Source organism: Arthrobacter sp. TmtSoilC51 (assembly GCF_055388015.1).
The window spans coordinates 2,289,388-2,315,338 of record NZ_AP035877.1 but is presented as its reverse complement, the minus strand read 5'-3'; the positions used below and the strand labels follow the sequence as shown (position 1 = coordinate 2,315,338).

Annotated in this window: 17 protein-coding genes and 2 pseudogenes; 9 read left to right on the top strand and 10 right to left on the bottom strand. The window is 60.2% G+C overall.

Features of this window, described 5'->3' with window-relative positions; all coding sequences use genetic code 11:
* The first annotated feature begins 14 nt into the window (after window positions 1–14).
* The 3 genes from ACZ5G6_RS10530 to ACZ5G6_RS10520 all read left to right on the top strand — a co-directional run bounded on the left by ACZ5G6_RS10530 (window position 15) and on the right by ACZ5G6_RS10520 (window position 4,145).
* Complete coding sequence (locus tag ACZ5G6_RS10530; RefSeq protein WP_498691325.1) at window positions 15–1,490, top strand: NAD-dependent succinate-semialdehyde dehydrogenase; 1,476 nt, start codon at window positions 15–17, stop codon at window positions 1,488–1,490.
* A 147-nt stretch (window positions 1,491–1,637) separates the two neighbouring features.
* Window positions 1,638–2,573, top strand: a complete 936-nt coding sequence (locus ACZ5G6_RS10525) for an NADP-dependent oxidoreductase (protein WP_498691323.1) — start codon at window positions 1,638–1,640, stop codon at window positions 2,571–2,573.
* 195 nt (window positions 2,574–2,768) lie between these two features.
* A complete protein-coding gene (locus tag ACZ5G6_RS10520; RefSeq protein WP_498691322.1) occupies window positions 2,769–4,145 on the top strand; it encodes an MFS transporter in 1,377 nt (458 codons plus the stop codon).
* 1,375 nt (window positions 4,146–5,520) lie between these two features.
* Here the strand turns inward: ACZ5G6_RS10520 and ACZ5G6_RS10515 are convergent.
* The 3 genes and pseudogenes from ACZ5G6_RS10515 to ACZ5G6_RS10505 form a co-directional block, all read right to left on the bottom strand.
* Window positions 5,521–9,186 carry a YobI family P-loop NTPase gene (locus ACZ5G6_RS10515; protein ID WP_498691320.1) on the bottom strand — a complete coding sequence of 1,222 codons (3,666 nt, stop codon included), beginning with the start codon at window positions 9,184–9,186 and terminating at the stop codon, window positions 5,521–5,523.
* A 113-nt stretch (window positions 9,187–9,299) separates the two neighbouring features.
* Window positions 9,300–9,401 (bottom strand): annotated as a pseudogene (locus ACZ5G6_RS10510) (N-6 DNA methylase); the annotation flags it as partial.
* Window positions 9,402–10,076: 675 nt separating this feature from the next.
* Window positions 10,077–10,646 carry a hypothetical protein gene (locus ACZ5G6_RS10505; RefSeq protein ID WP_498691318.1) on the bottom strand — a complete coding sequence of 190 codons (570 nt, stop codon included), beginning with the start codon at window positions 10,644–10,646 and terminating at the stop codon, window positions 10,077–10,079.
* Between the two features lie 86 nt (window positions 10,647–10,732).
* Here ACZ5G6_RS10505 and ACZ5G6_RS10500 point away from each other — a divergent pair.
* Window positions 10,733–11,097: pseudogene (locus tag ACZ5G6_RS10500) on the top strand (transposase); the annotation flags it as partial.
* A 401-nt stretch (window positions 11,098–11,498) separates the two neighbouring features.
* On the top strand, window positions 11,499–12,857 hold the full coding sequence (locus ACZ5G6_RS10495) for an MFS transporter (protein WP_498691316.1): 1,359 nt from the start codon (window positions 11,499–11,501) through the stop codon (window positions 12,855–12,857).
* Between the two features lie 1,829 nt (window positions 12,858–14,686).
* Here ACZ5G6_RS10495 and ACZ5G6_RS10490 read toward each other — a convergent pair.
* The 7 genes from ACZ5G6_RS10490 to ACZ5G6_RS10460 all read right to left on the bottom strand — a co-directional run bounded on the left by ACZ5G6_RS10490 (window position 14,687) and on the right by ACZ5G6_RS10460 (window position 21,250).
* Window positions 14,687–15,154 (bottom strand): YybH family protein, encoded by a 468-nt coding sequence (locus tag ACZ5G6_RS10490; protein WP_498691315.1) that lies wholly within the window; start codon window positions 15,152–15,154, stop codon window positions 14,687–14,689.
* A gap of 17 nt (window positions 15,155–15,171) precedes the next feature.
* Entirely contained in the window at window positions 15,172–15,927 is a 756-nt protein-coding gene (locus ACZ5G6_RS10485; protein WP_498691312.1) for an HpcH/HpaI aldolase family protein, read from the bottom strand.
* On the bottom strand, window positions 15,917–17,383 hold the full coding sequence (locus ACZ5G6_RS10480; protein ID WP_498691310.1) for an MFS transporter: 1,467 nt from the start codon (window positions 17,381–17,383) through the stop codon (window positions 15,917–15,919). The genes ACZ5G6_RS10485 and ACZ5G6_RS10480 overlap by 11 nt, the downstream gene beginning before the upstream one ends.
* A gap of 116 nt (window positions 17,384–17,499) precedes the next feature.
* The gene (locus tag ACZ5G6_RS10475) at window positions 17,500–18,480 is read right to left on the bottom strand and encodes a PDR/VanB family oxidoreductase (RefSeq protein ID WP_498691308.1); all 981 of its coding nucleotides are present in this window, start codon (window positions 18,478–18,480) and stop codon (window positions 17,500–17,502) included.
* Window positions 18,477–19,616, bottom strand: coding sequence for an amidohydrolase family protein (locus tag ACZ5G6_RS10470; protein WP_498691305.1), 1,140 nt, complete (start codon window positions 19,614–19,616; stop codon window positions 18,477–18,479). The genes ACZ5G6_RS10475 and ACZ5G6_RS10470 overlap by 4 nt, the downstream gene beginning before the upstream one ends.
* 3 nt (window positions 19,617–19,619) lie before the next feature.
* Window positions 19,620–20,003, bottom strand: a complete 384-nt coding sequence (locus ACZ5G6_RS10465) for a Rieske (2Fe-2S) protein (RefSeq protein ID WP_498691304.1) — start codon at window positions 20,001–20,003, stop codon at window positions 19,620–19,622.
* On the bottom strand, window positions 20,003–21,250 hold the full coding sequence (locus ACZ5G6_RS10460) for an amidohydrolase family protein (RefSeq protein WP_498691300.1): 1,248 nt from the start codon (window positions 21,248–21,250) through the stop codon (window positions 20,003–20,005). The genes ACZ5G6_RS10465 and ACZ5G6_RS10460 overlap by 1 nt, the downstream gene beginning before the upstream one ends.
* Before the next feature lie 113 nt (window positions 21,251–21,363).
* Between ACZ5G6_RS10460 and ACZ5G6_RS10455 the strand changes: the two genes are divergently transcribed.
* The 4 genes from ACZ5G6_RS10455 to ACZ5G6_RS10440 all read left to right on the top strand — a co-directional run bounded on the left by ACZ5G6_RS10455 (window position 21,364) and on the right by ACZ5G6_RS10440 (window position 25,694).
* Window positions 21,364–22,134 carry a FadR/GntR family transcriptional regulator gene (locus ACZ5G6_RS10455; RefSeq protein ID WP_498691298.1) on the top strand — a complete coding sequence of 257 codons (771 nt, stop codon included), beginning with the start codon at window positions 21,364–21,366 and terminating at the stop codon, window positions 22,132–22,134.
* Between the two features lie 113 nt (window positions 22,135–22,247).
* Window positions 22,248–23,531 carry a D-arabinono-1,4-lactone oxidase gene (locus ACZ5G6_RS10450; RefSeq protein ID WP_498691295.1) on the top strand — a complete coding sequence of 428 codons (1,284 nt, stop codon included), beginning with the start codon at window positions 22,248–22,250 and terminating at the stop codon, window positions 23,529–23,531.
* Between the two features lie 154 nt (window positions 23,532–23,685).
* Complete coding sequence (locus ACZ5G6_RS10445) at window positions 23,686–24,483, top strand: SDR family NAD(P)-dependent oxidoreductase (protein WP_498691831.1); 798 nt, start codon at window positions 23,686–23,688, stop codon at window positions 24,481–24,483.
* Window positions 24,484–24,635: 152 nt separating this feature from the next.
* On the top strand, window positions 24,636–25,694 hold the full coding sequence (locus ACZ5G6_RS10440; protein WP_498691293.1) for a 2,3-butanediol dehydrogenase: 1,059 nt from the start codon (window positions 24,636–24,638) through the stop codon (window positions 25,692–25,694).
* The last annotated feature ends 257 nt before the right edge of the window (window positions 25,695–25,951 follow it).

The following is a 25,951-nucleotide window of genomic DNA, read 5'->3' as shown; positions in this document are numbered from 1 at the left end:
GCACGAGAACTTCAATGGAAACCACCACCACCGCCCCCGCTCCCCCACTTGGATTCCCGGAGAACCTCATGCCCATCGGCGGGGCCTGGATCCCGGCCGCCGAGGGCCGGACCGTTCCCGTTATCAACCCAGCCACCGGCGGTCTCGTCGCTGCAGTGGCGGATGCCTCAGTCCAGGACGGTTTGGCCGCGTTGGATGCTGGCGTCGCAGCCCAAGATACTTGGGCTGCGACGCCGGCCCGGGACCGCGCCGACATCCTCTTCCGCACCTACGAAGGAATCCTCGCCCGCCGCGACGAGTTCGCGGCACTAATCACCGCAGAAATGGGTAAACCCCTACCGGAAGCCCAAACCGAAGTCGACTACGGCGCCGGGTTCTTCCGCTGGTTCGCCGAATCCGCCGGCCGGATACACACCGAAGGCCAATACGGCGTCGAACCCGGAGGCAACTACCAGATCGCCGTCTCCAAACGCCCCGTAGGCCCCTCCCTGCTCATCACACCCTGGAACTTCCCGCTCGCGATGGGCGCCCGGAAAATCGCCCCCGCCCTCGCCGCAGGATGCACCACCATCCTCAAACCCGCCGAGCTGACACCCTTGACATCGCTGCTACTGGCCCGGGTTCTCGAAGAAGCAGGCGCCCCCGCCGGTGTTGTCAACGTCATCACCACCAACAACTCCCGCAACGTTATCGCCGCCATCATGAAGGACTCACGCGTCCGCAAGATCTCCTTCACCGGATCTACACAGGTTGGGCGCGCGCTCTTGGCCCAAGCAGCCAACAACGTCATGAACACCTCCATGGAGCTCGGTGGCAACGCACCCCTGATCGTGTTCGACGACGCCGACCTTGACCAGGCCGTCGAAGGCGCCATGCTCGCCAAACTCCGCAACGGAGGCCAATCCTGCGTCGGCGCCAACCGCATCTACGTGCAAAACGGCATCGCTGCCGAATTCACCGCCCGCTTCACCGAGAGGATGGCCGCTGCTCGCCTCGGCGACGGCGCACACCCCGACACGGACCTGGGTCCGCTTGTGGATGCAAAACAAGTAAAGACGGTGGACGCATTGGTTGCCGACGCCATCGCCAAGGGCGCCGTTTGCCTGACGGGCGGAACTATTCCCGAAGGCCCAGGCTCGTACTACCCCGCCACCGTCCTGACCCACATCCCAGCAAACGCACACATCCGCACCGAAGAAATCTTCGGCCCCGTCGCAGCAATATACGAGTTCGACACCGAAGCCGACGCCATCCACGAGGCCAACAACACCCCCTACGGGCTAGCCTCCTACGTCTTCACCGAAAACCTCGCCCGCGCACTACGAGTCGCAAACGCCATCGACGCCGGCATGACCGGCATCAACCGCGGACTCGTCTCCAACCCCGCAGCACCCTTCGGCGGAACCAACCAATCCGGACTCCACCGCGAAGGCGGAACCGAAGGCCTCGACGCCTACCAAGAAACCAAATACACCGGCATCCAACTCTAAAACCACCACCACCACGCGACCGAGCCGCGCCATTGAGGCTCAAGATACCGGCAGGGCTTGCGAACCGACCGTAAAAATTGACACCAAACGGCGGTGAGCCCTCTTGTGGACGTTCGCCCACCCCTCAGCCAAAAGGAGCTCCGTAAAGTGAAAGCCATTGGATTTAGTCAGTTCGGAGGGCCTGAAGTCCTGCATGTATTCGACCATCCAGACCAGCACGCCGGGCCAGGAGAGGTCCGCATCCGTGTGCGGGCAGCCACGGTCAACCCCGCAGACTCGATGGCCCGCGCCGGCATGAGTCAGCAAGCCATGACAACTTTGGAACGGCCCTACGTCGTCGGCATGGAGGCGGCTGGAACGATTGACGAGGTTGGTGAAGGAGTATCCCTAAGGGTTGGCGAGGATGTCACAGCGATCGTCCTTCCGTTCGGCCCCCGTGGAGGCGCTTATGCAGAGCACGTTATCGTGAGGGCCTCCCACGTGTTTCCAACACCGAAGGGGATGGATAGCCTCGCCGCCGCAACTCTCCCGATGAATGGACTGACTGCTGTCATGGCCTTGGACACCTTGGCGCTCTCGAAGGGCGCGATAATTGCGGTGACCGGTGCAGCTGGGGCACTCGGTGGATACGTCGTTCAGCTCGCGCGGGCTGCAGGACTACAAGTTATTGCAGATGCTTCAGAGGCTGACGAAGCACTAGTACGAGGTTTGGGAGCGCACCATGTTGTCCGGCGCGGGGTGGACGTCGCAGGACGTATCCGAGATCTTCAACCGGCCGGCGTGGCCGGATTGGTGGACGCGTCCGTGCAGAACATTGAGGTCACTCCTGCCATTGCCGACGGCGGAACAATGGTCATCGTCCGGGCGTGGAGCGGAGACCCCGGGCGCGGAATCCGGAAGGAACACGTCTCTGTCAGCCAGGGCGCTGGCCGGGGGGACCTCTTGGCGAAACTGAGGCAAAGCATCGAGAAAGGCGTTCTTACCCCGCGGGTGGCCAGAAGTTACCCGGCCGAGGAAGCAGCCGCGGCACATCGCGCGATTGAGGCGGGCGGCGTTCGAGGCCGTCTGGTTCTAACCTTCTAATGCTTGCCATCTGGTGCTTCGAGCTCCTAAGTACCCGGTTCCTTATGCTGCTTTCGGCCACACGTGCAGCACAGCCGTATGCCGACTGGAAGGCTGGCGGGAAGCCTCCCCGGCACCCTAATTTTCTTCACTCAGGCACGCCCAGAACAGCCATAGATACTTTTGAAGATCGTAAATACACCCGCAGGAGAAACGGTGACCGCCGCAACCGAAAACCCCATCCGCTCAAGGGAACCGATAGCACCGCTCGCTGTCGCAATGCTGGGGTTCTTCGTCATCGCGCTGGACGCGCAGATTGTTAACGTAGCGCTACCCGACATCCGAATCAGCTTTGGTGGCGGCCTAGCTGGACTTCAATGGGTCGTGACAAGTTACCTGATCACTTTTTCTGCGCTTCAACTGTTCAGCGGGACCCTCTCAGATGGCATGGGAGCTCGGCGCACGTTCGGGATCGGCTTGGCCATTTTCATCGTCGCCTCAATGGCCTGCGCCCTTGCGCCATCGCTGATTCTCCTAGTCGCTGGGAGAATTCTGCAAGGGGTGGGAGCCGCGATGATGACCCCGAGCTCGCTTGGGTTGATTCGGGAGTCCTTCCCAGAGGCCACGGAGCGAGGAAAGGCGATCGTCAGGTGGGCGTTGGGAGGTTCAATCGCTACCGCGGCTGGCCCCATAGTAGGCGGTGCTCTCACCCAATTGGACTGGCGCCTCATCTTCATCATCAACATTCCAGTCGGTGCTGTTGCCCTCTTAATTTTGTCTAAGGTTCCGAGGTCCGCAGTGCAGCCGCGGCCCTTTGATTGGACCGGACAGATAACAGTCATGCTGGGACTCGGCGGACTGACCTTTGGAATCATCGAAGGAGCAGAGCAGGGTTACGAAAGTGCCCAAGTCCTCGGGTCCTTTGCCCTCGGAATTGTTGGTTGTGTCGTATTCGTATTCTCGCAAGTTCGAGGACGGCACCCAATGATTCAGCTGAGTCTCTTCAGCTCGTCTGCCTCAGTACTAGGGCTAAGTGTTGCCTTTGTGAATATGGCCGCCTTCTGCGGGGTCGTCTGCCTTCAAAGCCTCTACTTCCAGCAGTACCGAGCCCTCGACCCCCTGACCACGGGGTTGCTTTTCCTTCCCATGAGCTTGCTTGTCGTCCTCCTCAATCCGTTGGTTGCGCTTGCCATGGAACGATTCGGCAAACTGCAAACCGTAGTTGGCGGTCAAGTCAGCGTAGCCACCGGACTTGTGGCCCTCAGCCTGCTACCGCAAGACGCACCAGTCGTCATCGTGGCGCTTGTGATGGTTCCCATTGGTGTTGGTGGGTCGTTTACTGTTCCACCGCTTACCACCCTCATTGTGGACCGCGTTCCAGCCCAACGCGCGGGAACCGCCGGAGGAGTCCTCAATTCAGCACGGCAGCTGGGCGGCGCCCTGGGCGTCGCGACTTTTGGTGCCGTGCTCACCCTGCAGACGGATTTTTTGACTGGACTGCTCCTCAACTTCCGAGTCGCCGCAGCCCTCGTGCTCATCGCTGCTGTCTTGCTATTGCTGATGGGCAACTCCTCGGAGCGACGAGCCATCTGAGCCAGGCAATGTGCTGCACGAGCGAGTAAACCTAAGGTCCAGATCCAACGAACGGAGACTCCCATCAGGCTAGGCGCGTCTAACTTCACCGATATTTGTTGATAGCGGATTACAAGCCGGGAAAGTGGCTGGTCGAATCTTCGTTGTGCCATATGTATGGAGTTAGGTCCTGGCGGCGAACTGGACCTTACACGGTACTGGGCGGTGGCCACAGAAGTCGCCCAGTGGTCCCTGAATCGACGTCAACGAGCAGTGGCCGAGCCTGCCTAGGTTGAACTTAGCAATCATTGCCTACCTCTCGGCTGTAGCAAAAAGGAGCGGCATCCCGCTGCGGCCAAGGGCGACATATGCACGCCCTACCGGCAAAGCGATCGTCTTGGACATGCTCAACCGACGATGGCGTGAACTGCGATGTGCCGGAGGCACCGCTAGGGGAGCGGTCGTCTATGTCCGGCGCGCGCCCCATTCAGTCGTGTCACGGCGACAGCACGGATGCGACTACCAATCCTGAAGGCACTCGATCGAACGTAGCGACTGAACCCTCACGTCGAGGGTGAACCTCGAGGGTGCGTTTGCGAATCGGCGTCATGTGGCTATGGGCACTCACGTGCATGAGCAGATATGGGCCCAAGGAGGGAAGACCACATGGATGCAGTTGGTCGCAATAAAGAAGATTTAAGTGTGGACAATGTACACACCTTCTTTGGCCTGACAAAGCATCGGCATGGCCGGCTTCCTCGCCCAAAGAACGAGCCGAAACCAACGCCTTAGACGCAGGATCTCGAAGTCATGTTGCGCGCACTCCCTCTACCCATGAAGAGGTGTAGGCCAACCGCGACCTACCGAACGGACCAAGAAAGGAACCTATAGCCCCAGTTCAGAGCAAGCGGAGGGCCAGCCAGCCACGACCCTGAACCCGCTCCCCCACAACCAAACAGGCGACCCGCGGCGCCAGGCACACCCCGCGGCCAGTGTCAGAGGGACCTGACTACCTAATTTGTACACACGTTAAAGCAAAAACCCCCTCTGACGAGGGGGTATGCCGTGCCCGAGGTGGGACTCGAACCGGACTCCGGCCCTTGCAAATACTGGGAACTCCCGGGAACATGCCGGGTCCGGGCCAGTTCGCCACCAGTACGACCCGATCCGAAGCCCGAAGTGTGCACATTGTGCACACCCCCAAAGGCCGTGGCCACGTCCGGTTCTGGGCCGGAACCGGGAGCAAAACATCCGCAGAACTGATGACGAGAACTGTTCCCGCGATCAGTCGACGACTCTGGGGCACCGCGACGCGGCTGCGGCCGTAGTGGCAAAGCCAAGGGACAGTGCGCCCGGCCATGCTCCAGCCTGACTTTCCACGCCACCGTGCCGTCAGCTACTTGTGCTTCTTGTTCACCTTGATCGGCGAGGCGTGCGAGTCGTAAGAGTTCACCGTTCCGTGTAGCTTCATGCAATCGAGCAGAACACGATCCGCCGCGGTGTTTGGGATCCTCGGCTTGTCATGCCCGACCGAAGTCAGCTTAGGGTAGTCGCCGCCGAGCGACTGCAGGATCATGAACAGCCGTTCCCGTGCGATCGAGACAAGATGCGGCTCGAGTAGGAGCACGATGTACTGTGCGGGGACGGAACCGAGCGCCATCTTGTAGACGACATCTTCGGAAACGTGACGCTTGTTCTGCGTAGCGAATCGCGCAAGCTGACTCAGCCCGCTCGCCCCGAGCCCCTCGGCGAACTCGTCAGCACGCTCAACGATCATCGCCTTGATCGCGGTGTCGACCTTCTCGCTCTGAAAAAGCGCAGCGAGATCGCTCTGTACATGAGCCGGTGTCGCAAAGTCCTTGAACTTTTTCGACTCGTGGATAAACGCCTCGCGCGTTGGCCAGTCCGTTCCGGCGAGGCGCTCATATGAAGTCGCGTCGTCAGCGATTAGGTCATGGCTCCGGAGAAGGGCGAAGAGCTCACCGGTTTCGGCAGGAATGTCATCGACGTCGAGGTAGTCCTCGAGGTCCAGGCTGACAACGAGTCGGGCACGGAGCCCAGCGGAGGGAAGCACCGCCTTCGCTGTCAGGATGGTCTTGGCAAGTGCTTCTTTCGCGACCTCTTCCGCGGCATCGATTCCAGAGACTGACCCGGCTGAGGTGAGCAACTTGGCCAGCTTCGTGTCGAGGGCACCCACGGATTCGATGTAGCGGGTTGTGTTCTCGAAGGTGGCCGGGAACCGCTCATGCTCCGCGAGGATTTCCCAGGCATCCGTCGAGACCTTCCCGAGATCATCGATGATACAAGCCTCCGCAGAGCCTCCAACCACTTCGCCGAGGTGGGCGCCGCCGGCGCGGGCGAGCACGTCCTCGATGACGCCAACGAACCGGTCGGCGGCGGCAACGGTCGGGACTGCCTCATCAATTGCCGACAGGTACGCCTCAAGGTTGTCAACACAGTATCCGTAGATGGTCTGGTCCGCAGCGCCAATGGAGTCAAGTGCGAGGCCCTCGTCAACACCAACCGCGGCCTGAAGATTCTCGCGCACAATCTCATAAAGGCTGCGTTCGATGAACTGACGTTGGACGTTCATGGCCAGCGGAGAGAGCAAGGGCAGCTTGATTCCTGCGGCATCGAACAGTACCGCGATACGTGCCGCCTGGAAACGGCTCGTCTCCACCGCAGCCATCGCCGGGATGTCCGCGTAGTTTTCACGCAGGAACACCGCCACGTTCTCATCTGTGAGGTACTTCGTCCCCGCGGCAAGGTTCTCCAAGGCAGCGTCAGCGAGATCGAGCAGTGACGCATCGTCCAGTTCTGCCTCGTTGACGAGGTACTTCAGCACTCGCGGCGACATGGCGGTCAAGCGTTCAACCAACGACCTGCGCTGACTCCCAGAGCTGAGAAACGCCTGGAGGAACTTCATCTGGCTCTCACCGAAGCTGATGAAGGAGCGAATCATGACGTCGGCAGCCTCGACATCGGAGTCAAGCAGGTGATCGAGGATCGCGATGTTGTAGAGCGCAGACTCCTTGAGCACCTGTTTGCCTCGTTCGCGAACGACCATGTCGACATCGGCTGGAGTTAGCTCGAAGTGTTCGTCCATCGAGTCTCGCTCGACATGATGAATGATGAAGTTCGTCGCCGCCGTGCTCACCCGATCGCCGTGGAATGTCGAGGTGTACTGAGTGAAGTTGCGGTTGATAAATCCAGCGCGGACGAGCTGGAAAGCAAGACCCGGCGTGAGCAGGTCGCGGGCAATCGCATTGAGTGACTGCGCTTCATTTTCGTGCTCCACGTGGAACTCGGGACGCTGGATCAGCGCACCCATGTCCGCGCCGCGCAGGAACTTGATCGCCTCTGACTTCTCAGCGATCTCCTCGTTCATCGCGGTGCGATCTGCTTCGTTCCAATTCTCCATGTCGAGAGGGTCCCTGAGCGCGGCAGCGAGACTCGATCGAGAGAACGATAGCGGGTGGCCGGACGTCATCTGCAGACGCAACACCGGGTCACCATCCGCGGAAACGAATTCTGTCCAGAACTCCGCACTCCTGAGGTCGGCGTCGGACTTCGAAGTGCCATCGCCCGAATACGTCACAGCGTTCTGTCGCTGACTCCCAAGGACCGACGCCGAAAGTGCTGTTCGCTGCATGTGCGCAAGAAGCAAGTCGCCTAGACGAGCACTGCGAGTGTCTGCGCTATTGAGACGCACGAGGGCTTGGAGGTTCACACGTCGTTCTCGTTCGATCCGTTGGATATTCTCGGCGACAAGCTTGCGCTGCACATCATAGAGGGCGTCGAGCTTGCTCTTTCCGATCCGGATCCCTTCGAAGTCGGTGAGGTGGGTGCTCTTGTAGAGCATCATCGCGAAGAGGTCCGTCTGGCTCAGGTCGAGTTGCGCGCCATCTCCCGAGAAGATCCGGTCACGGAACACGATGAACTCATTGCGAACATTCTTGAGAAGCCGCATGTCGGGCACGTACTGTGCCGCCAGATCGAGCAGTTCTGGCTTAACTGTGTGGTCTAATTTGCCCAGGAGCTGCGACACCAGGTTTCGTGCGCTTCGGTGGGTAATGAACGGCACGACGGGAATGACGAGGTCGAAGAACTTGGTGCGGTTCGCCCGAATCGTCTCGGCTTGGGCGGGATCATCAGCCTCGATGATGCTCTGATCGAGCTTGCGGCCTTGGTCCTCGAGGCCGATGCGGTCAAAGATACTGTCCTTGATCGCGTAAATGAAGCGGATCTTCTTCTTGATCTGAGGAGCACCGTTAAGGAGGGTGTTCAGCGATCGGAGGGTCTCGAAGATGTGGGAGTTGTTGAAGCGATCGATGTCCTCGAAGATCACGATATCTTGCTTCTTTGAGACTTCGAAGAAGTGGACAATCTCATCAAGGTACTGGTCGAAGTAGGACACCGACTTATCGTCGAGCGTGACCGTCGCGGAACCTGCAGTGAATTGCTTAATATGAATCCGCCCGTAGAAGAGGCGGCGGACACCCAACGCTGCCAATACGGCAAGCAGCAAAATAATCAGGTGGATCCAGAGACCGAGGTCGATGAGAGGCTTGAACACCGTCGCAATCTGAGCCGACCAAGTCGTGAGCAGGAACACTACCGCGCCGGCGAACCCAACCAGTCCAGCAACTGCCAACTCGCGCTTCCAGCTAATGCGCTCGATCCGCTCAAAGCGTGATCCCGGCGTCTTTCCCGGCTCCACGCGGTAGAGAAGTTGCTTAACGATCTCCTGCTGAATCCGGTTGGTCGGGGTGGTTGCCTGCTTGGGCACCGAAACGTCAAGATCGGATGCCTCAACGGGAGCGAGCGTCGAGAGCGACAACTCAACGACCCGGCCATCTTGCCGTCGAGCTACTTCTCGTAGAATGCTGCTCTTGCCGACGCCATAATTTCCCGAGAGGGCGATATTGAGGACCAGTTCATCATCCAGCGCCGCCTCGATCGCATCGACGTATCCGCCGTGCTCGTCGGGCAGGTACTCGGGCGTGAGCGGCACAAGCCCCCAGGCGTTCTCACGCTCGGACTCCTGCACGAGATCGCTCACGGTCGGCCCTCGCGCTCATCTATGGTATCCACGGTCGGCAACCCCATGGCGCAGGTCGGGAGCTCCGAACCACCGGTGGGGTCGTCGCCCTCAATCTTTGATGCCGACAAGCTGTAGGCCTGCACAAAGTTGGTGGCGGACTGCACGATCATGCCGCCTGAGCCACAGGCCGGGTCGTAGACGCGACCCTTGTACGGTTCAAGCATCTCGACCAGCTGTTCAGAACCGACCCCATCCAGATTGCCGAGCCAGTCCTGCATGCCGGCGTCACTCCCCTGCCAACCGCTACTCCAGCGGCTAGGCTCAGCCTCGGTCATTCCCATTTCCTGTAGGAAGCGGAGCTCGTCTTTGCTCGGCTGGTCACTCACGGTTGTCCCCCTTAGACATTGATGCACCGATCCTAACCGCCAGCCTGCGTGCGGCCGGTCAAGTGGCGGAGGGATCCGGATATGCTGCTGCACTGGCCAGATCAACGTAGCGACGCGATCAGCGCCTCGATCCACAGCATGCCCCGACCAATTCGGTAAGGTGCATACGGCTATCCAGCCAACCACCGTAGGGGACGCATGAAGAAGATTGTCGGGACCGTATCGCTTGCCGCACTGGCTATCCTGCCCGCGGCTGGTTGCTCTGGCGCCCCGAACGCTGAGGCCCCGGCAAGCACGATCGCTGCCGCCGGTGTCTAGTATGCCCGCTGGGCGCTCGCTGCCGCCCCGGCCTGTGCTGGGGCAGCGCGCGCAAGAAACTCCTTGATGATAATTCGGAAGGGCGGTGATTTCAGCCAACTTCAGCCGCGTCGGTTCGGCCCATTGCGACAATGTGTACTTCTACTGGAGTCTGTCAGTCACGGGTCAGACTGGCAGCGGGACGTGTTGATGTGGGACGAGTTGCTAGCTTGAGCTCTTCGGCAGGTTCTGCGCTGATGTGATGTTCAGGAAGTGCCCGGATCTTTTGAACTGCCAGATGGAAAAAGTGAAGAGCCCCGGGAAGAGTGCGGTCAGGACGGGCCAGATCCACGAAATGCCCTCGACGCCTTGGCGGACGTTGAGCAGCAACTGCGCTGCGCACATGAGTATGTATCCAGGCGCCAGCAGAAGCTGCAGGGCAAAAGCCTGTCTGGTCTGTGCAGCGATTCCTCGAACGGCGGGCAGGTGCTCAGGACTAGGGGGACCTTTCCCGAATATCTGATCACTCACGTTCTTGCGTTCAGGCTTTTCCAACCAAATCGCTGCACTTTGTCGCTGGGAACGCACCAGCGGGTTTACTCTTTTCCTGGCATAGACGAACCCACCTATGAAAGCTCCCAGCGACGCGGCGGAAACGCCAACTCCAAGAGGTCCAATCCAATCGTCGAAGTCGATTTGAAGTGCAATGGCAGACACGATGAAGCCAAGGCCGATCAGGAGCAAGGTTCCTACGGGGAACAAGACCAGGTAGGAGGTCCTCAATGCTCTCGCCATGGCGAGTGTCTGAATAACGGTGGATTTGTGGTTGGCCTGACACGCCGGGCGTTGCCTGGCGGGGAGGACTGATCATGAGCGGAACCATGGATCCCATGGCGACTGATGTGGATCAGCAAGAGTTAGCGCAGCAACTCCTGGCCCAGGCCCGGGAGCAGGGCATCGAGCTCGTCGGTCCGGATGGGCTGTGAACCGGCTGACGAAAAACGTTCTGGAGACCGCGCTGGAAGCGGAGATGGACGAGCACCTCGGATAAGGGAAACACGACGTGTCCGGGCGCGGGAGCGGGATTTCCCGCAACGGTACCCGTACCAAGACCGTGCTGACCGAGATCGGGCCAGTGGAGATCGATGTGCCGCGGGACACCGGTTCGACGTTCGATCCGCAGATCGTGCGCAAACGGCAGCGCCGGCTAACGGGCGTGGATGAGATCGTGCTGTCTTTGAGCGCGGATTGCGGAGGTAACGAAGCGATGAGGCATCAGCGACGAATGCGCTCCGGACCCAGTTGATCGCGGCTCGGCGAGGAAGAGGTCTCGGCCCCCATCGAGGCAGAGGCCTGGCCGTCGTGCTGAGCGGCGGCCAGGGATTCGGGGGCGGATTCGCGGAACCCGCAGCACGTCGTGGCGCTTGTACTCTTCCAGGAACGCGTTCGCACATCTAATTAGGTTCCTTTTATTCGCAGCTCTAAGGGCTACTCTCAATCGCATAAGGGGGTTGCTATGTACTCAAATAGCACCCTATTTATATTCACCCTGAAAATGACGAAGCAGCACCGCTACGTTCATGCTTTGACGAGTCCGTCAGGAATCGTCCACCCCTACCCACTTTAGCGATCCAAGGGAGCATCGTTATGAAAGAAGCAAAGACCCGCGCTAACCGCGCATTGATTGGATGCATCCTTCTAGTCTCAATGAACTTCGGCACCTTCATCGTGCTCTCGAACTATATCGGCGGGCTATCGGTGCAGTTCAGCGCAACGGTGGGCCAGATTATCTTGCTGTTTTCTATCTCATCGATTGGCAGCCTGATCGCGAACCTCAGCCTGGCGCCCATGTTCCGCCACATGAGAATCCGCTCGATTCTCATGATCGGGATCTCCTGCTATGCGGCTTTCTTCCTCCTCATGGCTTTCTCCACATCGCTTCCGCTGCTCTATGTCGCCGCCCTCCTCTTTGGGATGGGTGTTGCTGGGTGCGGATTCGTCGTAGCCCAGGCCGTCATCATGTGGTGGTTCGTTCGCGGTGTTGGGAAAAAGATCAGCTATCCCTCAATCGCATACCCGCTAGTTTCCCTTGCTCTCTCTCCGGCGATTGCCTGGGGTATTCAGTCGATCGGTTTCACTCCGACGCTCTTGATGCATGGGCTCCTTTGCGTTGTGGTGATGCTCTTTGCTGCTCTAGCGCTCATCCCTGAGCGACCCGAATTCTACGGACTAACCGCGTATGATCCCGCACCAGGAACGAGGCTTGATGCCTCCTCCGCCGAAGTTCGGGAGGCGATCCACGCGGCATCTGAAGCGGGACCGGAAGCACTTTCTAACTCTGGGATCCACATGCCATCAGTGGCAGCTCCGGCCGGCCTCACTCTCAAGCAAGCATTGAGGACGCCTTCGTACTGGTTGGTGAGCGTCGCCGTATTCTTGATCGTCGGTGTGGCCACGGCATTCGGTGGACAGGCGGTCGTAATTTTCGAGACCGCCGGCGGCGTTACAGCCATCGCTGCCGCCCTCATCCTTTCTGTGAAGAACTTCGCTGCGATGATCTGGAACTTCGCGTACGGTGCTCTGGCTGATCGTGTCGGCGGTCTTCCCGCCGGTCTTGTCTTCGGCCTAGGCGTGATGGTCTTCAGCTCAATTGCGGTCTACGTGTCCGGAACGGGGGGAGCAATCTTCATCGCTGCAAGCCTCGCGATCACGCAGTTCGGCGGAATGTACGCTGCCATGATTCTCCCTCGGATGTTTGGGCTGAAAGAGTTCGGTAGCATTCTTGCTTCAATCAATGTGAGCGCAGCACTTGGTGGCGCCGTCGTCGGAGCTATCGGTGGTTTTATCTACGATGCCACGCTCAGTTACACGATGTTCTTCATCTTTTTCGCAGCAGCTGCAGCAGCCATGGTGGTCCTCCAAGTCGTGGCTACACACCCGCGAGCCCTGAAGCGACTTGAGGAGACAGCTGCCGAGGAGCCAATCGACGAGCGAATCGCGGCCTGACTTCTTGTGGAGAATGGCCATGTGGTCGCAGAGCAAAACTGAAGATCTCCAGGATCGGCCGGATCGATTCGTTGCTCACTTTGAGACCCCCACGAAGGTCGTAAGTATCTGCCTGGACTGAGCCTCGGGCTGAACTCCGCTTCATCCGAAATATCAGGCATTTGCGCACGTTGGCCCGTCCGATGGCGAACGCTGCGGGGTGGTCGCGGTTTCTTACGCCTCGTCGCTCGCGCCGTTGCGATGCTTCAACACGAGCACCTGCCGGGGCAGGCGCTCGTGTTGAAGCACTGGTTTACGCGGCTTTGATACCCGAACGCACGAAAACATTGCTGCTCTGCAAGCCGAAGTTCACGGCGGGCACGTGCAGATAGGACAGACTCCTTCATAGGAGGAGCGATGATCATGCGGCCTCTTCGCCGACCTCCTGCGTCTCACACCAGTTACAACCGCATGGACGAAAGCGGAGTCGGGGAGCTCACAGTTGATTCCCCAGGAATTTCAACCGAGTGGCCGCCCGAGACACCCAACCTCAGAACATACAGGCTTACACGTGCAAAAGGGCCGGATCCTGACCGAACTGGTCGAGCTGGTGGGGTTGGGCTTCGGTGACCTGACCATCGCGTCAGCCATGATCGACCGGATCGTCCACCACGCGACGTGATCAGCCTCAAAGGCAACAGCTACCGGCTTAAGAAACACCAATCCGACGCCAGTCCGGCACAATAGAACCACAACCCCGTGGCCCCGTTTTCAATTGGCACTAAGGGCCCTATTTTCGGTTGGCGCTAACACCTGGGCGCGAGCTCCTCGGCTACCGAGGTTACGACAGGGCGAGCTCAGCTGGGGCGGTCCAGCTCCCCAGATCTCGCTCGAACGGCTCCAGAGCTGCGAGCAGCCTGTGAAGACCTCACGATGTTGCACCCAACGTTTGTAATGGCCGTGGGCGGGATAACAGCAGGCAAGGCGGGAGAGTGTCTCGCGAAAGAAGTTGAACAGAGCCGGCCCCGTCCTGTCGGGCATGGTTCCGGTCCGCTGTTCAAGATTGAACCGAGTGCTCGTGCTCGGTTGTTGCGGGTTCTGACGGACGGTCGAAACGCCCGACCCACCCGTAACCGCTCGTAACCCCTTCTGCTGAGCCAGTGATCCGGGAAATCCGTATGGTGTCGCGATGGCTTGGCTCAAGCCAGGGCAGAGGACCCGATGTCGTATGGTGAGTCCTCCAACTCCCGGCACGCAATGGCTGGTCCGGAAACCACTGACCTGAAACCCATAAGCGAGGGCGAGGATCATTAAGGCGGATCAGGCCGTGGCAACCTCCTCGCGATAGCGACCCGAGTGCTGCCCCTGTTCCCAATAGTCCTACGAATAACTGACGGCCACCCTTCCGCCGGTCAACAACATATCCAGTGTAGGAATGGCAAGGTCGCTGGCCCCGATACTGAGGGGTGCAGCACGATGAATCCCGGCAGAACCGGGTTGCGGCGCCTGAGGTGGCCAGCTGCAGCAATTCGTCCTCCCACAAGGACTGGCACCCTCCGAACGATCGCAAGAGGAGTTACTCCGGCGTCCTTCCATCAACGCATCACTTCACGACGCATTGTTGGCCGGTGGAGCTGAATTCTACATAACGGCGGCAAGCCCCCTCGGCCGACCGCCAGCAGTCGGGATATGTGACCGACGGCGTGTCAGCGGAACTCGTAGCGGAACGGCCTTGTCACTGGAAATACGCGAAGAAGGACCCGCACCGCCGAGCGGTACGGGTCCTTCCTGGGCTTGGTGACGCCGACCTCATGCTATTTGAAGGAGAAGGAAGAGTTCACTCGGATGAGTTAGGTGGCAAAAGGGGCTTCGAGGTCGTCGAGGAGATTGGGCGGCTCGGCACCGTCCGGGAGGTAGTATGACTCCTCCATGTAGTGGATAAACCTCCACTGGCCATCGCGTTCAAGCTGGAGCACCGCAGTGACACGGGCAGCGGCGACTCGCGGCTCGTCGGACTCGATGCTGCGAATACGCCATTTCACGACGAAGATCGCGAGCATCGTGTCCGGTGCAATCTCACGAATCCAGGATCTGGGGATGGAGACGGAAGCGTCGACGATCCTGGAACGTGTGCGCGCCAGGTGACCGGCGATGGCAGTCCACCCTGAGAGGATGTCGTCCAGTTCCGGGGCCATGTAGGTGACATCCGCAGAGTGCGCCCACAGACCGGCCAGCGCGTCCCATTGCAGCGCTTCCCAGAATTGCTCGAACCGCTGGAGCACGGTCTGGACGTCGGTTTTTTGGGTGGTAAGAGGCATGTTGGAATCTCCCGGCATCAGTAAGATGAAGTCATTGTCGCTAAGCGAGCTTCGGCGCCGGACGCCTTCAGCTGCTGCTCAATACCTGCAGAAACGAGTCGGTCGCCGTTTGCGAGGGTGAGCATGGTGAATCCGAGTTCCCGGAAAATGTGGGCGAGCGTTGCGTCCCCTGCATGGAGGGCCGCAATTTTCCTCGTTCGCTGTGCGGCATCGGCGATGGCTGTGAGTGCGGCGCGCATTGGCTCGGACGGTGGAAACTGGTTTGGCCCGTGTCCAAGAGCGATACCGAGGTCAGCTGGTCCTACATAACAGCCGTCGATGCCGTCGACGCTGAGGATGGCTTCGACGTTGTGTAGCCCACTTTCGGTCTCGATCATGACGAGGATGGTGACTCTCGAGTCGAGCTCGGAGACGTCACGGTTGAGCCATGTGGACACGGGCCCGTAGCTCCGGTCTCCCCGAGGCGGGTATTGGGCTGCGCGAGTAATCATCTGTGCCTGCTCCACGGAGTTGACCATTGGGACGATGACGCCGTCCGCGCCTAGGTCGAGGGCGTATCCGATTTTCTGCGCGCTTGAGTCGGCCACACGAACGTAGCGGGGGACGCTGCTGGGTACTTCGAGCATTCGGCGCAGGGTGTGGTCCTCGATGCCGTGTTGGCAGTCGATGCCGACGAAGTCTGCTGTGCTGCGTTCGATGGCCCTTAGTACCCCGATGTCGTCATTGGCGATCCAAAAGCCGGTGGCCGTCCCGGGCGGGATGTCAGTGGACATGATCGGCTTCTGCGCTGCGATCCGGAGCAGCCATGGCTGCGGTAGATGCTGTCTTGTGGTGCTGCAGTACGAGAGCTGCAATCCCCGTGAGAACGAGCAGGATGAGGCCTGCTCCGGCGAGGACCGTGAAACCGGTGACGTACGCCCCTGGTGCAGCCAGTGTTTTGGTCCCAAGGGTGACAGTCTGAGAAGCAAGGATTGCTGAGAACATGAGAGGCCCGGCGGCGAGCCCGACGGACTTCATCACCTGGTTGACGTTGCCGGCTTCGCTTGTGCGCTCGACCGGCACACCGGTCATCAGCAGGATCGGGATTGCGGCATAGAGGAATCCTGATCCGATGATCGCGATCCCGCCTCCGACGGTCAACAGGAGGGGTGAGACCACGGGCGACAGCAGCAGAATCAGCGCTCCTGCCAGGACGAAGACGCTTCCTGTGCCGAGCGCCGTAGGGATGCCGAACCTTCGGGTGAGAATTGAGGACAGTGGGCTGGCAATGGCACCGCCGAGAATGCTGGCGACACCCATGACGGCGCCCGCTGCGGCGGCACCGAGACCCAGACCGAGTCCAGCGGACGGCGGTGACTGCAGGGCGACCGCGAGAACAAGCCAGAACGCCAATACGCCGAAAGCCATCACCAGCATCATGGCGTGGGCAACCGCTACCCGGCCGTCCTTGAACGTACGGAAGTCCACTGCCGGGTGCGGGCTTCGAAGCGAGAGAACGACAAATGCGGTGAGGGCAATCGCACCAGCGGTGATAAGTGCGATGACTATTGCCCCGTTGGTCTTACCGATGAGGGTTATACCGAGAAGTATGGCAGCGACGGCGGCGGCAAAGATCAATCCGCTTCCAAGGTCTACGTCGCGGAGCTTGCCTGTGACAGGGCTGGCGGGGAGCAGAATCCATACCAGGATCACGGTAAGTGCGGCGAGGCCTGCGCTGAACGCGAAGATAGCTCGCCACCCGACCCCGTCTATGAGGAGGCCGGCAACGAACTGGCCTATGGGGCCGCCGATGAGGGCCGTTCCCGAGAGCAACGACAGCACCATGGCCAGGTTGCGGTCGCCGAGCCGCTCGCGGGCAATGCCGAACGCGAGCCCGAGGATCGCCCCGGTGGTTCCTTGGATCGCCCGGCCTAGGATAATGCCAGGAAGAGTGGGCCAGAGAAAAGCAACCATTGATCCGGCAGTGCCCAGAAGCAAAGCGGCGATCAGCACACGCTTTCGCCCTAGGACGTCTCCGAGCCTGCCTGCGGTTGCAGCGGTGGCCGCAGCGACCAGAGCGTATCCGGTTATCGACCATCCAACAGTGACGGGATCACCGAAGTCGGCATAGAGGTGCGGCAGGGCAAGCTGAATCATGTTCTGCTCGAACGCGTGATTCATCTCCGCCAGCATCAAAAGACCGATCAGCACGGGAGAGCTGACTTGTGTCCACGAGCGGGTTTCACTCATTCCTTGACTCCTTTGTCTGGGCAACGATGGAGACATGAGCTGGTGCCCACGTCAGGGAAGCGGCCTGTGAAAGGTGAAGAACCGAGTTGTGGTCCTTCACCTTTCACAGGGATCATTCAGAGGTCGAGAACGAGCCGACCCGATGCGCATCGGGATACGCAAATAGCCATGGTGCGGTCTTCATCGTGCTGCTCGGGAGACTTAGCCGAATCCAGGTGCACCGGCGTGCCACGGACTACGCGCGTCTCGCAAGTGCCGCACATGCCTTCCTCACATGAGGTAAAGACCAGAACGCCCGCCTCGCGGGCGACCTCGACGATCGTCTGGTCTTCCGGAACGTTGAGCACAAGCCCGCTTTCGACCAGCTCAATCTCGAAAGTCCCTGTCGGCCGGCTGTCGCTGACGTCGCGGGCAACGAAGCGTTCCAGATGCAGGTCCCGGGCTGACTTGCCCACTGCATCGAAGGCTCCCCCGACGGCATTCAACAGCGGCTCGGGTCCGCAGGTATAGACGAGTGCGTCGCCGCTCTCCGCTATGACGTCCTTGAGCGGGATGAATCCTCTCTCGTCCTCGGGATAGATATTGACTTTCTCTCCGTAGGCCAGCAGCTCCTCGAGGAACGCCATTGTTGAGCGGGTACGGCCCCCGTACCAGAGCGACCAGTTGGCACCGTTCGCGTCGGCGGCGCGGATCATCGGCAGGAGAGGCGTGATGCCAATGCCGCCGGCCACGAACACATAAGTTTCCGCGTCACGGAACGTGAAGTTGTTCCTGGGCCCGCGGATGCGTATCTCTGCACCTGCCGACAGTGTGTCATGAACCTCCAAGGAGCCTCCGCGGCTGTGCGGATCGAGCAGGACGCCGAACCGGTAGAGGCTGCGGTCACCGGGGTCGCCGGCGAGCGAGTACTGTCGCACTAATCCGGACCCAAGAATGAAGTCGACGTGGGCGCCGGGAGTCCACTCGGGAAGCAGCGAGCCGTCCGTTGCAGATAACCTGATTTCGGCGACGCCGTCGGCGGCAGCCTGTTTCATGGTGATCGTGGCATCGATCTCGGTTTCGACTGACGTTGCCGGGTTAGTAGTTGAAATACTCATGGCTGGCTTCCGGTGGTTGTCTGAGCGCCGATGGCGTTCAGGGCTGCCGTGTTCCCGAGCGCACGGAGCCGCGGCTCGTATAGATCGGCGGCGTTCCGCGACAGGATTCGTTCCCGGCCCTCGCTGGAGAGTCCGCTGGGTAGATCTGTCGGATTCATTGAGGACCAATGCGGGTAGTTGCTGCCGTAAATCAGGAGCTCTTCAGCCCGGCTGACTTCCAGCCATGCCTTCTCTGATGCCTGGTCTGTCGGGGCTTCGAAACGGCTGGTCCGGAAGCGGAAATGGTCCAGGTGCTCGGACGGTGTGTCAGTGACCCACGGGGTTTCATGCCGGGAGATCCCCCAGTCCCCGTCCATCCGCCAAAGGAACGGCATAAGCAGGTCGAACGCACCGTCACCGAAGACGACGCGGAGGTCAGGGAGGCGGTCAACGACTCCTTCCAGGATGAAGCTGGCCAGGTGGTACAGGCCTGAGATGTTCTCCTGGGAGGCGTACTCGATGTGCTTGGTGGGATACCCCGCCATGGTCGGCTTGTAATTCGCCGCCGCACCGCCGTCAGCATGGATGACGACGGGAAGCTTCAGCTCCGCAGCAGCCCGCCAGATCGGAAAGTAGTTACGGTGGCCGTAGGGGCGCCACGCGTCCAGGGGGACCCCGACCTGCACCATACGGGGGTGGTCAGCCCACTTCTCGATTTCGGCGATCGCTTTATCCGGGTCTGTCGGGTTAACACGGATGGTGCCAAGGAAACGGTCACCGGCCTCGGGCTCGTCCAGCCAGGTTTTCGCAAGCCACTGATTGGTGGCGCTGCACAGTTCGGTGGCCATGTCGATGTCTGGCTGCGGGCCACGTGTGAGCGGCGATAGCACGCCGACACGGGCGTTGTCCCGGTCCAGCTTCGCCAGAATCTTGGAAAGACTCGACCCGGGAAGCGCTGACGCGTCGTCTTCCGGACGTGCCTCTTCAAGGTATTCCCCATAGGGCGCAATACCAGTGGGCGCGGTGTACATCTGACGGAGGACACCGGGCATGTGCCGCTTACTTGCCCAGGGCTCAGACATCCACAGGTGCGGCTCGACCTCGGAGCGCCAAAAGGGTGTCACGCAGGTGTCGATGATGGGTGCGTTCTCGGACATTATTTATGCAACTCCAAGCAGGATCACGTAGCCGTCCTCGACGACCACTTCGTAGCTTCGGACCTTTACTTTCGCGGCGGCGGCCTGGCCGGATTCGAGTTCAAACTCCCATCCGTGCCATGGGCACTTGATGAACTCGTTCTCGCGCGAGAATTTCGAGGAGTAGGGCTCCTCCCCTGCCGTTGTTTCACCGGTGAGCTGCCCGACACACATGGGTCCGCCCCGATGAGGGCAGTAATTGGCGATTGCCGAAAGCTTGCCGTCGATGTTGTAGACACCGACGCCGAACTTGCCGGCTGGCACGACGACCATTGACCCGGGCGGGAAGTCATCGACCTTGGCGACGACAGTGCGTGAGCCGACTGTTACAGAGTTATTTGATGACATCAGTCCGACCCCACAAACTCGTGCATGACCTGGAGCGTGTTCACCTGGGAGATCACGTGTCCCGAATTGTCGACCTTGTTGGTGTTCACGCCATGGCTGTAGCGCGTCATGGGGTCTGCGGTGATGTCGAGTTCGTCGACGGGTCGGAACTCCGGAAGGTTGTACAGTTCACGGGCATTCTCGAAGAGCACCTTGTCCCGCCAGCTAGCCGGGAGGCGTCCGGCGATAAAGCGCGGGTCGTCGTAGTCCCAGTGGGGGTAGTCGCTCGAGAACATCAGCATGTCCTGGAGTCCGCCGGCTTCGATCAGCTTGATCACATCCCGGGGGTTCTTGGGCTCTTCGAACGGCTGGGTGGTGATCCGAATCTGTTGCCGGATGGAGTCGCTGGGGCGTCGCTTGACGTTGGGAACCTCGGCGCCGAGCTCCTGCCAGTAGCGATCGAACCGCCACATCGCCGGTGTGAGCCAACTAAAGCCGCCCTCGACGAAGACCACACGCAGGTCGGGAAGCTCATCGAAGACACCGTCGAAGATGAGGCTGGCGAGGTGGTTGACGTAATAGTGCGACCACGAACCCATGACTTCAATGTGGTACGAGCTGTAACCGACGGGGGTCATCGACTGCATCGAGCCTTCACGCGTGATGTGCATCGCGATGGGAAGACCGAGGCGGGCGGCCTCCCTCAGGACCGGGCGGTACAGGGGGTGTCCGACGGGATGTACGAGTGCCTCGGGTGCGAACTGGACCTGCGGGAAGAACCCGTGCCCGACCCATTTGTTCATCTCGGCGATCGCTCCGGCCGGGTCGCCGGGTGAGATGCGGATTCCGGCGCGGTAGCGACCGTGTGAGTTGTTGGCCGACCCCAGCCAGTCGGCAGCAATGTACTCATTGATGCCGGTGCAGCGGGCAGTTTCCCACTCGGCATCCCACCACTTTGCCCGGGTCAGGGGAAGAAGCATCGCGTAGTCAGTGCTGGATTCCTGGAATACTTGTTCGGCGTAAAGCTGCTTGTCTTCACCCGGACGCATGCCGGTGACCAGCGCGTCGGTCCGTGCAGGGGTCGGGGACGCGTAGAAGAGGCGGGCATTCTCCACGTCCGCCGCTCGGTTGGTGTAGTAGCGTGACCGCCACGGCTCCGGGATGTAGTCGATCATCTCGTGCATGGGGACGTCCGGATGCGTGTCCGCGTCGATCGTGGCGACGCGCTTCAGGTCGCCGATCTTCAGGTCGCTCGTTTCTTTCGTCATTGAGGAACCTCCTTGTCCTTCAAATAGGGGCCTATTTACGGCCACTCGGGCCGTTGTAGTTGATGAATCTACGCGTGATACTGGTCATAAATAACGTCCTATTTAGGAGGTCGATGATGATCGGGACGGGTGAATTCGACAAGGCCGGCGCAGTGACTGCTGACAGGATCCAAAATTGGATCAGCAATGAGGGCTGGCCGATTGGGTTGCATTTGGGAACCGAGCCGGACTTGATGGCCCGCTTCACTGTGAGCCGGGGAGTATTGCGTGAGGCGCTGCGCATGCTTGAGCAGCGGGGCGTCGTTGAAACCAGGCGCGGGCGTGGGGGCGGGGTGGTGGTTTCCCGACCCTCAACAGATGCGGTTGTGGAAGCGGCCGTCCCTTATCTCCGGTTCCGCGGAGTTCGACCAAACCATACCTTCGAGGCGCGCCGCGCTCTCGAACTATCCATGGTGCCGCTGATCATCGACCGCATGAACAATGACAATGCCCGCACCCTTGAGCAGTTCGTGGAATGGGAAGGGACGCTCGCCAAGGCACCGGACGAATTCTTCGAACGTAAACACACAGCCTTCCGGGGATTCCACACCATCCTCGCGGCCCTCACCGGCAACCCGGCACTTGAGTTGTTCGTCCACGTCCTAGAGTCGCTCACCTTCGCCGCCTACCGACGAAACCGGAATATGGGGCAAATTCAGTTGGACGACGACACGATCTACCAGCGGCACTGTGCGGTAGCAGCGGCACTCATCGCAAAGGACGCAGAACGCGCCCTGCGCGAACTCGACGAAGCAATGGTGTTGACGCGGGACCTTTACGGGGAACCAGACCCCGTCGAACGTCTGAAGGCACGGGCGGCCAGCATCCTGCTGCCCGATAAATAGGACACCATAACGCTCGTCAGCTAGTGCCACTGTTATCCAAGCAGTCCGCACGGGCTGTTCGGCTATGGAGCCTTGGTACTTGGCTCCTCGAAATAAAATAGGAGCCTCCAACGATGACGATGGTGAGCAACCCGACAGAGTCGACGATCATGTCCGACCAGCCAAAAGAAAACGAAGCGTGGTCCAATTGGGCACAGAACTTCACTTCGAACCCGGCGTTGACCTTCTACCCTGATTCCGAGACCGGAGTGGCCGATGCCGTCCGAGTGGCACTGCGAGAGAACCTCACCTTGCGCACGGCGGGCAGCAGCCTCTCCTTCTCTCCGCTGGTAACGACGCAAGGCGTTCTGCTACACCTCGACAAGCTGTCCGGGATCACGTCAATCGACGAAGAGAAACAGCGCGTTCGGGTCAGGGCAGGTACAACGATCAAAAACCTGGCGGCGGAATTGTGGGAGCGCGGCTGGTCTCTGCGCAATCAGGGCATCATTTGGGAGCAAGCGATTGCAGGCGCCTTGAACACCTCCACACACGGAACAGGCCAGGGCCTTCGCGGATTTTCCTCGATGCTGACCTGGGTGCGTCTGGTCGACGGCCGCGGCGAGATCATCGAGATCGGTGAAGATGACCCCCGCCTCCACGCTGTGCAAACCGGCCTCGGACTCATGGGAGTGTTCCTTGAGGTCGAACTCGAGGTCGTCCCGCGCTTCTTCCTGGAGGAAAAATTTGAGTTCCCCCATTGGGATGTGGCGGCCAACTCATGGGAGCACGAGGTTGCGAATAACCGTAACCACGGCCTGATGTGGCTCAAGAGCGACACCTCCGCTGAGGAATATAGCCTGCCCTCACCAGATGGCGAAAGTATGGCGAACCGGACCGTTTACTTCCAAGCGAACGAAATTGACCCTATCCCCGAAACTGAATGGTCCGATGTGATCGGTGCCCGCCGCGGTCCCGCATACCGCGTGCTCTCAGCCTCGATCGGCACAACCACCAAGCCGTTTTACGAACTCGAGTATGCGGTCCCGTACGAGGACGTCCTCGAAGCAGCGGCCCTTGTTCAGCGCCAGAGCGAGGCCCACTCGGAGCAGAACCACCCTATGTTTATGCGGGTAATAGAAGCCGATGACTCGTGGATGTCGCCGTTTTACCAGCGGAAGTCAGCGACAATCTCGGTAGCTGGAATGCCGGGAACCGACTACTGGCCTTTCCTGCGCGCCGTGCACAACACGCTGCTGCCGTTTAAACCCCGCGCCCATTGGGGCAAGCTCCATCTCATGACCCGTGAGCATCTTCAGAGCACCTATCCCAAATTTGACGAATACGTCGCACTCCGACGTGAGCAGGATCCAAACGGCATCTTCCTCAACGACCACCTGCGGCCCCTGTTCGGCTAAATTCCCGGGGGCCGGCGCAGCGTTAGGATGCGCCGGCTCCACCTCGCCGGGGTCCCCAGGGTATCCAGGCGACGGCACTTTTGAACCCAGACGCGATATCGTGCACACCATGTTTATCGCCGCCGCAACTTGAAAGCAGATAGAAGTGAACAGAATGACCGGCAAAGGAGCTGTTGTTACCGGAGCAGGTTCGGGGCTGGGACGGGCCGCCAGTGTGGCCCTGGCCAGGGAAGGAGCAGCAGTGCTCCTCGTTGACATCGATGCAGCCGGGCTGCAGGAAACCTCAGAGCTCATCCAGGAAGCAGGCGGCAGAGCCATAGTCTTTGTCGCAGACGTCTCCGACCCCAGTCTGGTGCGGGACTACGTGAACCGGGCGCGACAGGAATTCGGAACAATCGATGCGTTCTTCAACAACGCTGGGATCATGGGACCGCAGGCATCCCTCGTCGACTACCCCGAGGACAGCTTCGATAAAGTCATGGCAATCAACGTCAGAGGGGTCTTCCTTGGTCTCAAGTACGTGCTGCCTGTCATGATGGAGCAAGGGTTCGGAGCCGTCGTCAATACCGGCTCCATGGCTTCCACAGGCGCTTTGCCTGGTAGTACAGCGTATGCGGCCGCCAAACATGCAGTAATTGGGTTGACCAAAACCGCTGCCGTTGAAACCGCCGCTACCGGCGTACGGGTCAACGCGATCCTTCCGGGCAACATCAAGACGAACATGGCCCTGGCCGGTGCGCCCGGTGAGACCGTGGGTGAAAAAGAAGCAATCCTCGGCGCCACGGTGCCTCAAGGACGGGCAGGGCTGCCCGAGGAAATCGCTGAGGCGGTGCTGTTCCTTGTGTCCATCGGGGCCAAACACATCACAGGCATACAACTCCCTGTGGACGGTGGCATTACCGCGCAGGTCTATCCCTCAGCTTCTACTTCCCACGCAGCGTCACTGACCTGAGCGCACCTGGTTCAGACGCCATCGCGCCGACGCGGCGTCCTACAGCGCACGCCAAATCCAGTCGGAGCGCTGACGGACTCGGCGACGACCGTCAACAACATCAAGGGCGCGCGAACAGGCGCACGCCTACCAACTGACAATAAAGGACTCTCATGCGAACACTCCGCCTACATGGCCCCCGGGACGCCAGGATCGAGGACGTACAGCAACCCGACCTCCGACCCGGTACGGTCCGGATAGACGTCGCTTTCGGCGGGATCTGTGGATCCGACCTGGCGCTTTACCAAGACGCACCCGTACCTCAGGATTACGCGAACCCGATCATGGGAGAAACTGGGCCTCATAGCCTCGGCCATGAGTTCGCTGGCTACGTCGTCGAGGTTGCAGACGATGTCGACTCGCACGCGATAGGGGACCTCGTCGCAGTGCAGCCAAACTTTGCCGACGGGACGTGTCCTTCCTGCGTGGCCGGTCACCCCAACATGTGCGATAACTACGCCTTTATTGGAATTCACGGCTGGGGCGGCGGCTTCAGCGAGTCGCTTGTCGTGCCGGCGGACCACGCCTTCAAGCTGCCGTCCGAATTTGCGCCCGAAGTTGCCGCTCTCATTGAGCCCCTGGCGGTCGCATGGCACGCGGTGAACACCGCTGTACTACCCGACGGCGGCACGGCCCTCGTGGTCGGCGCCGGACCCATCGGGTTGAGTCTGTTGCTGTGCCTTAAGGCCCAAGGCGCTGGACCGGTCATCGTCAGTGAACTCAGCGAGGTGCGCAAGCAGCTGGCGCTGGAGCTCGGCGCAGACCTGGTTATCGATCCGCGGGAAGAAGATGTCGCGCAAGCCGTCTTCCGGGTTACGCACGGACGCGGGGCGGACGCTTCGTTCGACGCCTCCGGAGTCGGAAAGGCGAGCCTTCAGGTCGCAGTAGACTCACTCGCACCCGCGGCTCGGGCAGTCATCGTCGCAGGCTTTCACCATGACGTGCCACTAGACGTAATGCCTTTCCTCTTCAAAGAGAAGATCCTTACCGGCTCCTTCGCGTACACCGCACAAGAATTTGAGGCCGTGCGTGACGCTATCGTCGACGGCAGGATCAAGCCAGAGAAGCTTATCAGCAGCACCATCAGCCTCTCCGAGGTCGTCGAGAAGGGCATCAAACACCTGCTTGGGGAGGGACGCTCCTCGGAGGTAAAGATTCTGGTTCAACCCTAAGCCACGAGATCGGGCGGACGCGCAACACTCGTTGTATACAACCTTGGTCTACATCGCTGAGCAGAGCCTTCATGCAATTGGCCCAAGAGGGTAACGCCTCGAGCAAGCTCCCTCCGGCTCTTTGCGGCGCGTCCTCCGGCTCACTGCACCGCTTACTAATAGTGGTACTTAACCGGCTGGCAAGCACGTAACCAGCGGCACAACATTCCCAGCCGCTCTTCGGCTCTAACCAATTGATGTGTGCCGCCGCAGGATAT

Coding starts and splice junctions, on each gene's coding strand:
- ACZ5G6_RS10530 (WP_498691325.1), top strand. CDS start 15: ATGGAAACCACCACCACCGCCCCCGCTCCCCCACTTGGATTCCCGGAG.
- ACZ5G6_RS10505 (WP_498691318.1), bottom strand. CDS start 10,646: ATGGCGAGAGCATTGAGGACCTCCTACCTGGTCTTGTTCCCCGTAGGA.
- ACZ5G6_RS10495 (WP_498691316.1), top strand. CDS start 11,499: ATGAAAGAAGCAAAGACCCGCGCTAACCGCGCATTGATTGGATGCATC.
- ACZ5G6_RS10490 (WP_498691315.1), bottom strand. CDS start 15,154: ATGCCTCTTACCACCCAAAAAACCGACGTCCAGACCGTGCTCCAGCGG.
- ACZ5G6_RS10485 (WP_498691312.1), bottom strand. CDS start 15,927: ATGTCCACTGACATCCCGCCCGGGACGGCCACCGGCTTTTGGATCGCC.
- ACZ5G6_RS10480 (WP_498691310.1), bottom strand. CDS start 17,383: ATGAGTGAAACCCGCTCGTGGACACAAGTCAGCTCTCCCGTGCTGATC.
- ACZ5G6_RS10475 (WP_498691308.1), bottom strand. CDS start 18,480: ATGAGTATTTCAACTACTAACCCGGCAACGTCAGTCGAAACCGAGATC.
- ACZ5G6_RS10470 (WP_498691305.1), bottom strand. CDS start 19,616: ATGTCCGAGAACGCACCCATCATCGACACCTGCGTGACACCCTTTTGG.
- ACZ5G6_RS10465 (WP_498691304.1), bottom strand. CDS start 20,003: ATGTCATCAAATAACTCTGTAACAGTCGGCTCACGCACTGTCGTCGCC.
- ACZ5G6_RS10460 (WP_498691300.1), bottom strand. CDS start 21,250: ATGACGAAAGAAACGAGCGACCTGAAGATCGGCGACCTGAAGCGCGTC.
- ACZ5G6_RS10455 (WP_498691298.1), top strand. CDS start 21,364: ATGATGATCGGGACGGGTGAATTCGACAAGGCCGGCGCAGTGACTGCT.
- ACZ5G6_RS10450 (WP_498691295.1), top strand. CDS start 22,248: ATGACGATGGTGAGCAACCCGACAGAGTCGACGATCATGTCCGACCAG.
- ACZ5G6_RS10445 (WP_498691831.1), top strand. CDS start 23,686: ATGACCGGCAAAGGAGCTGTTGTTACCGGAGCAGGTTCGGGGCTGGGA.
- ACZ5G6_RS10440 (WP_498691293.1), top strand. CDS start 24,636: ATGCGAACACTCCGCCTACATGGCCCCCGGGACGCCAGGATCGAGGAC.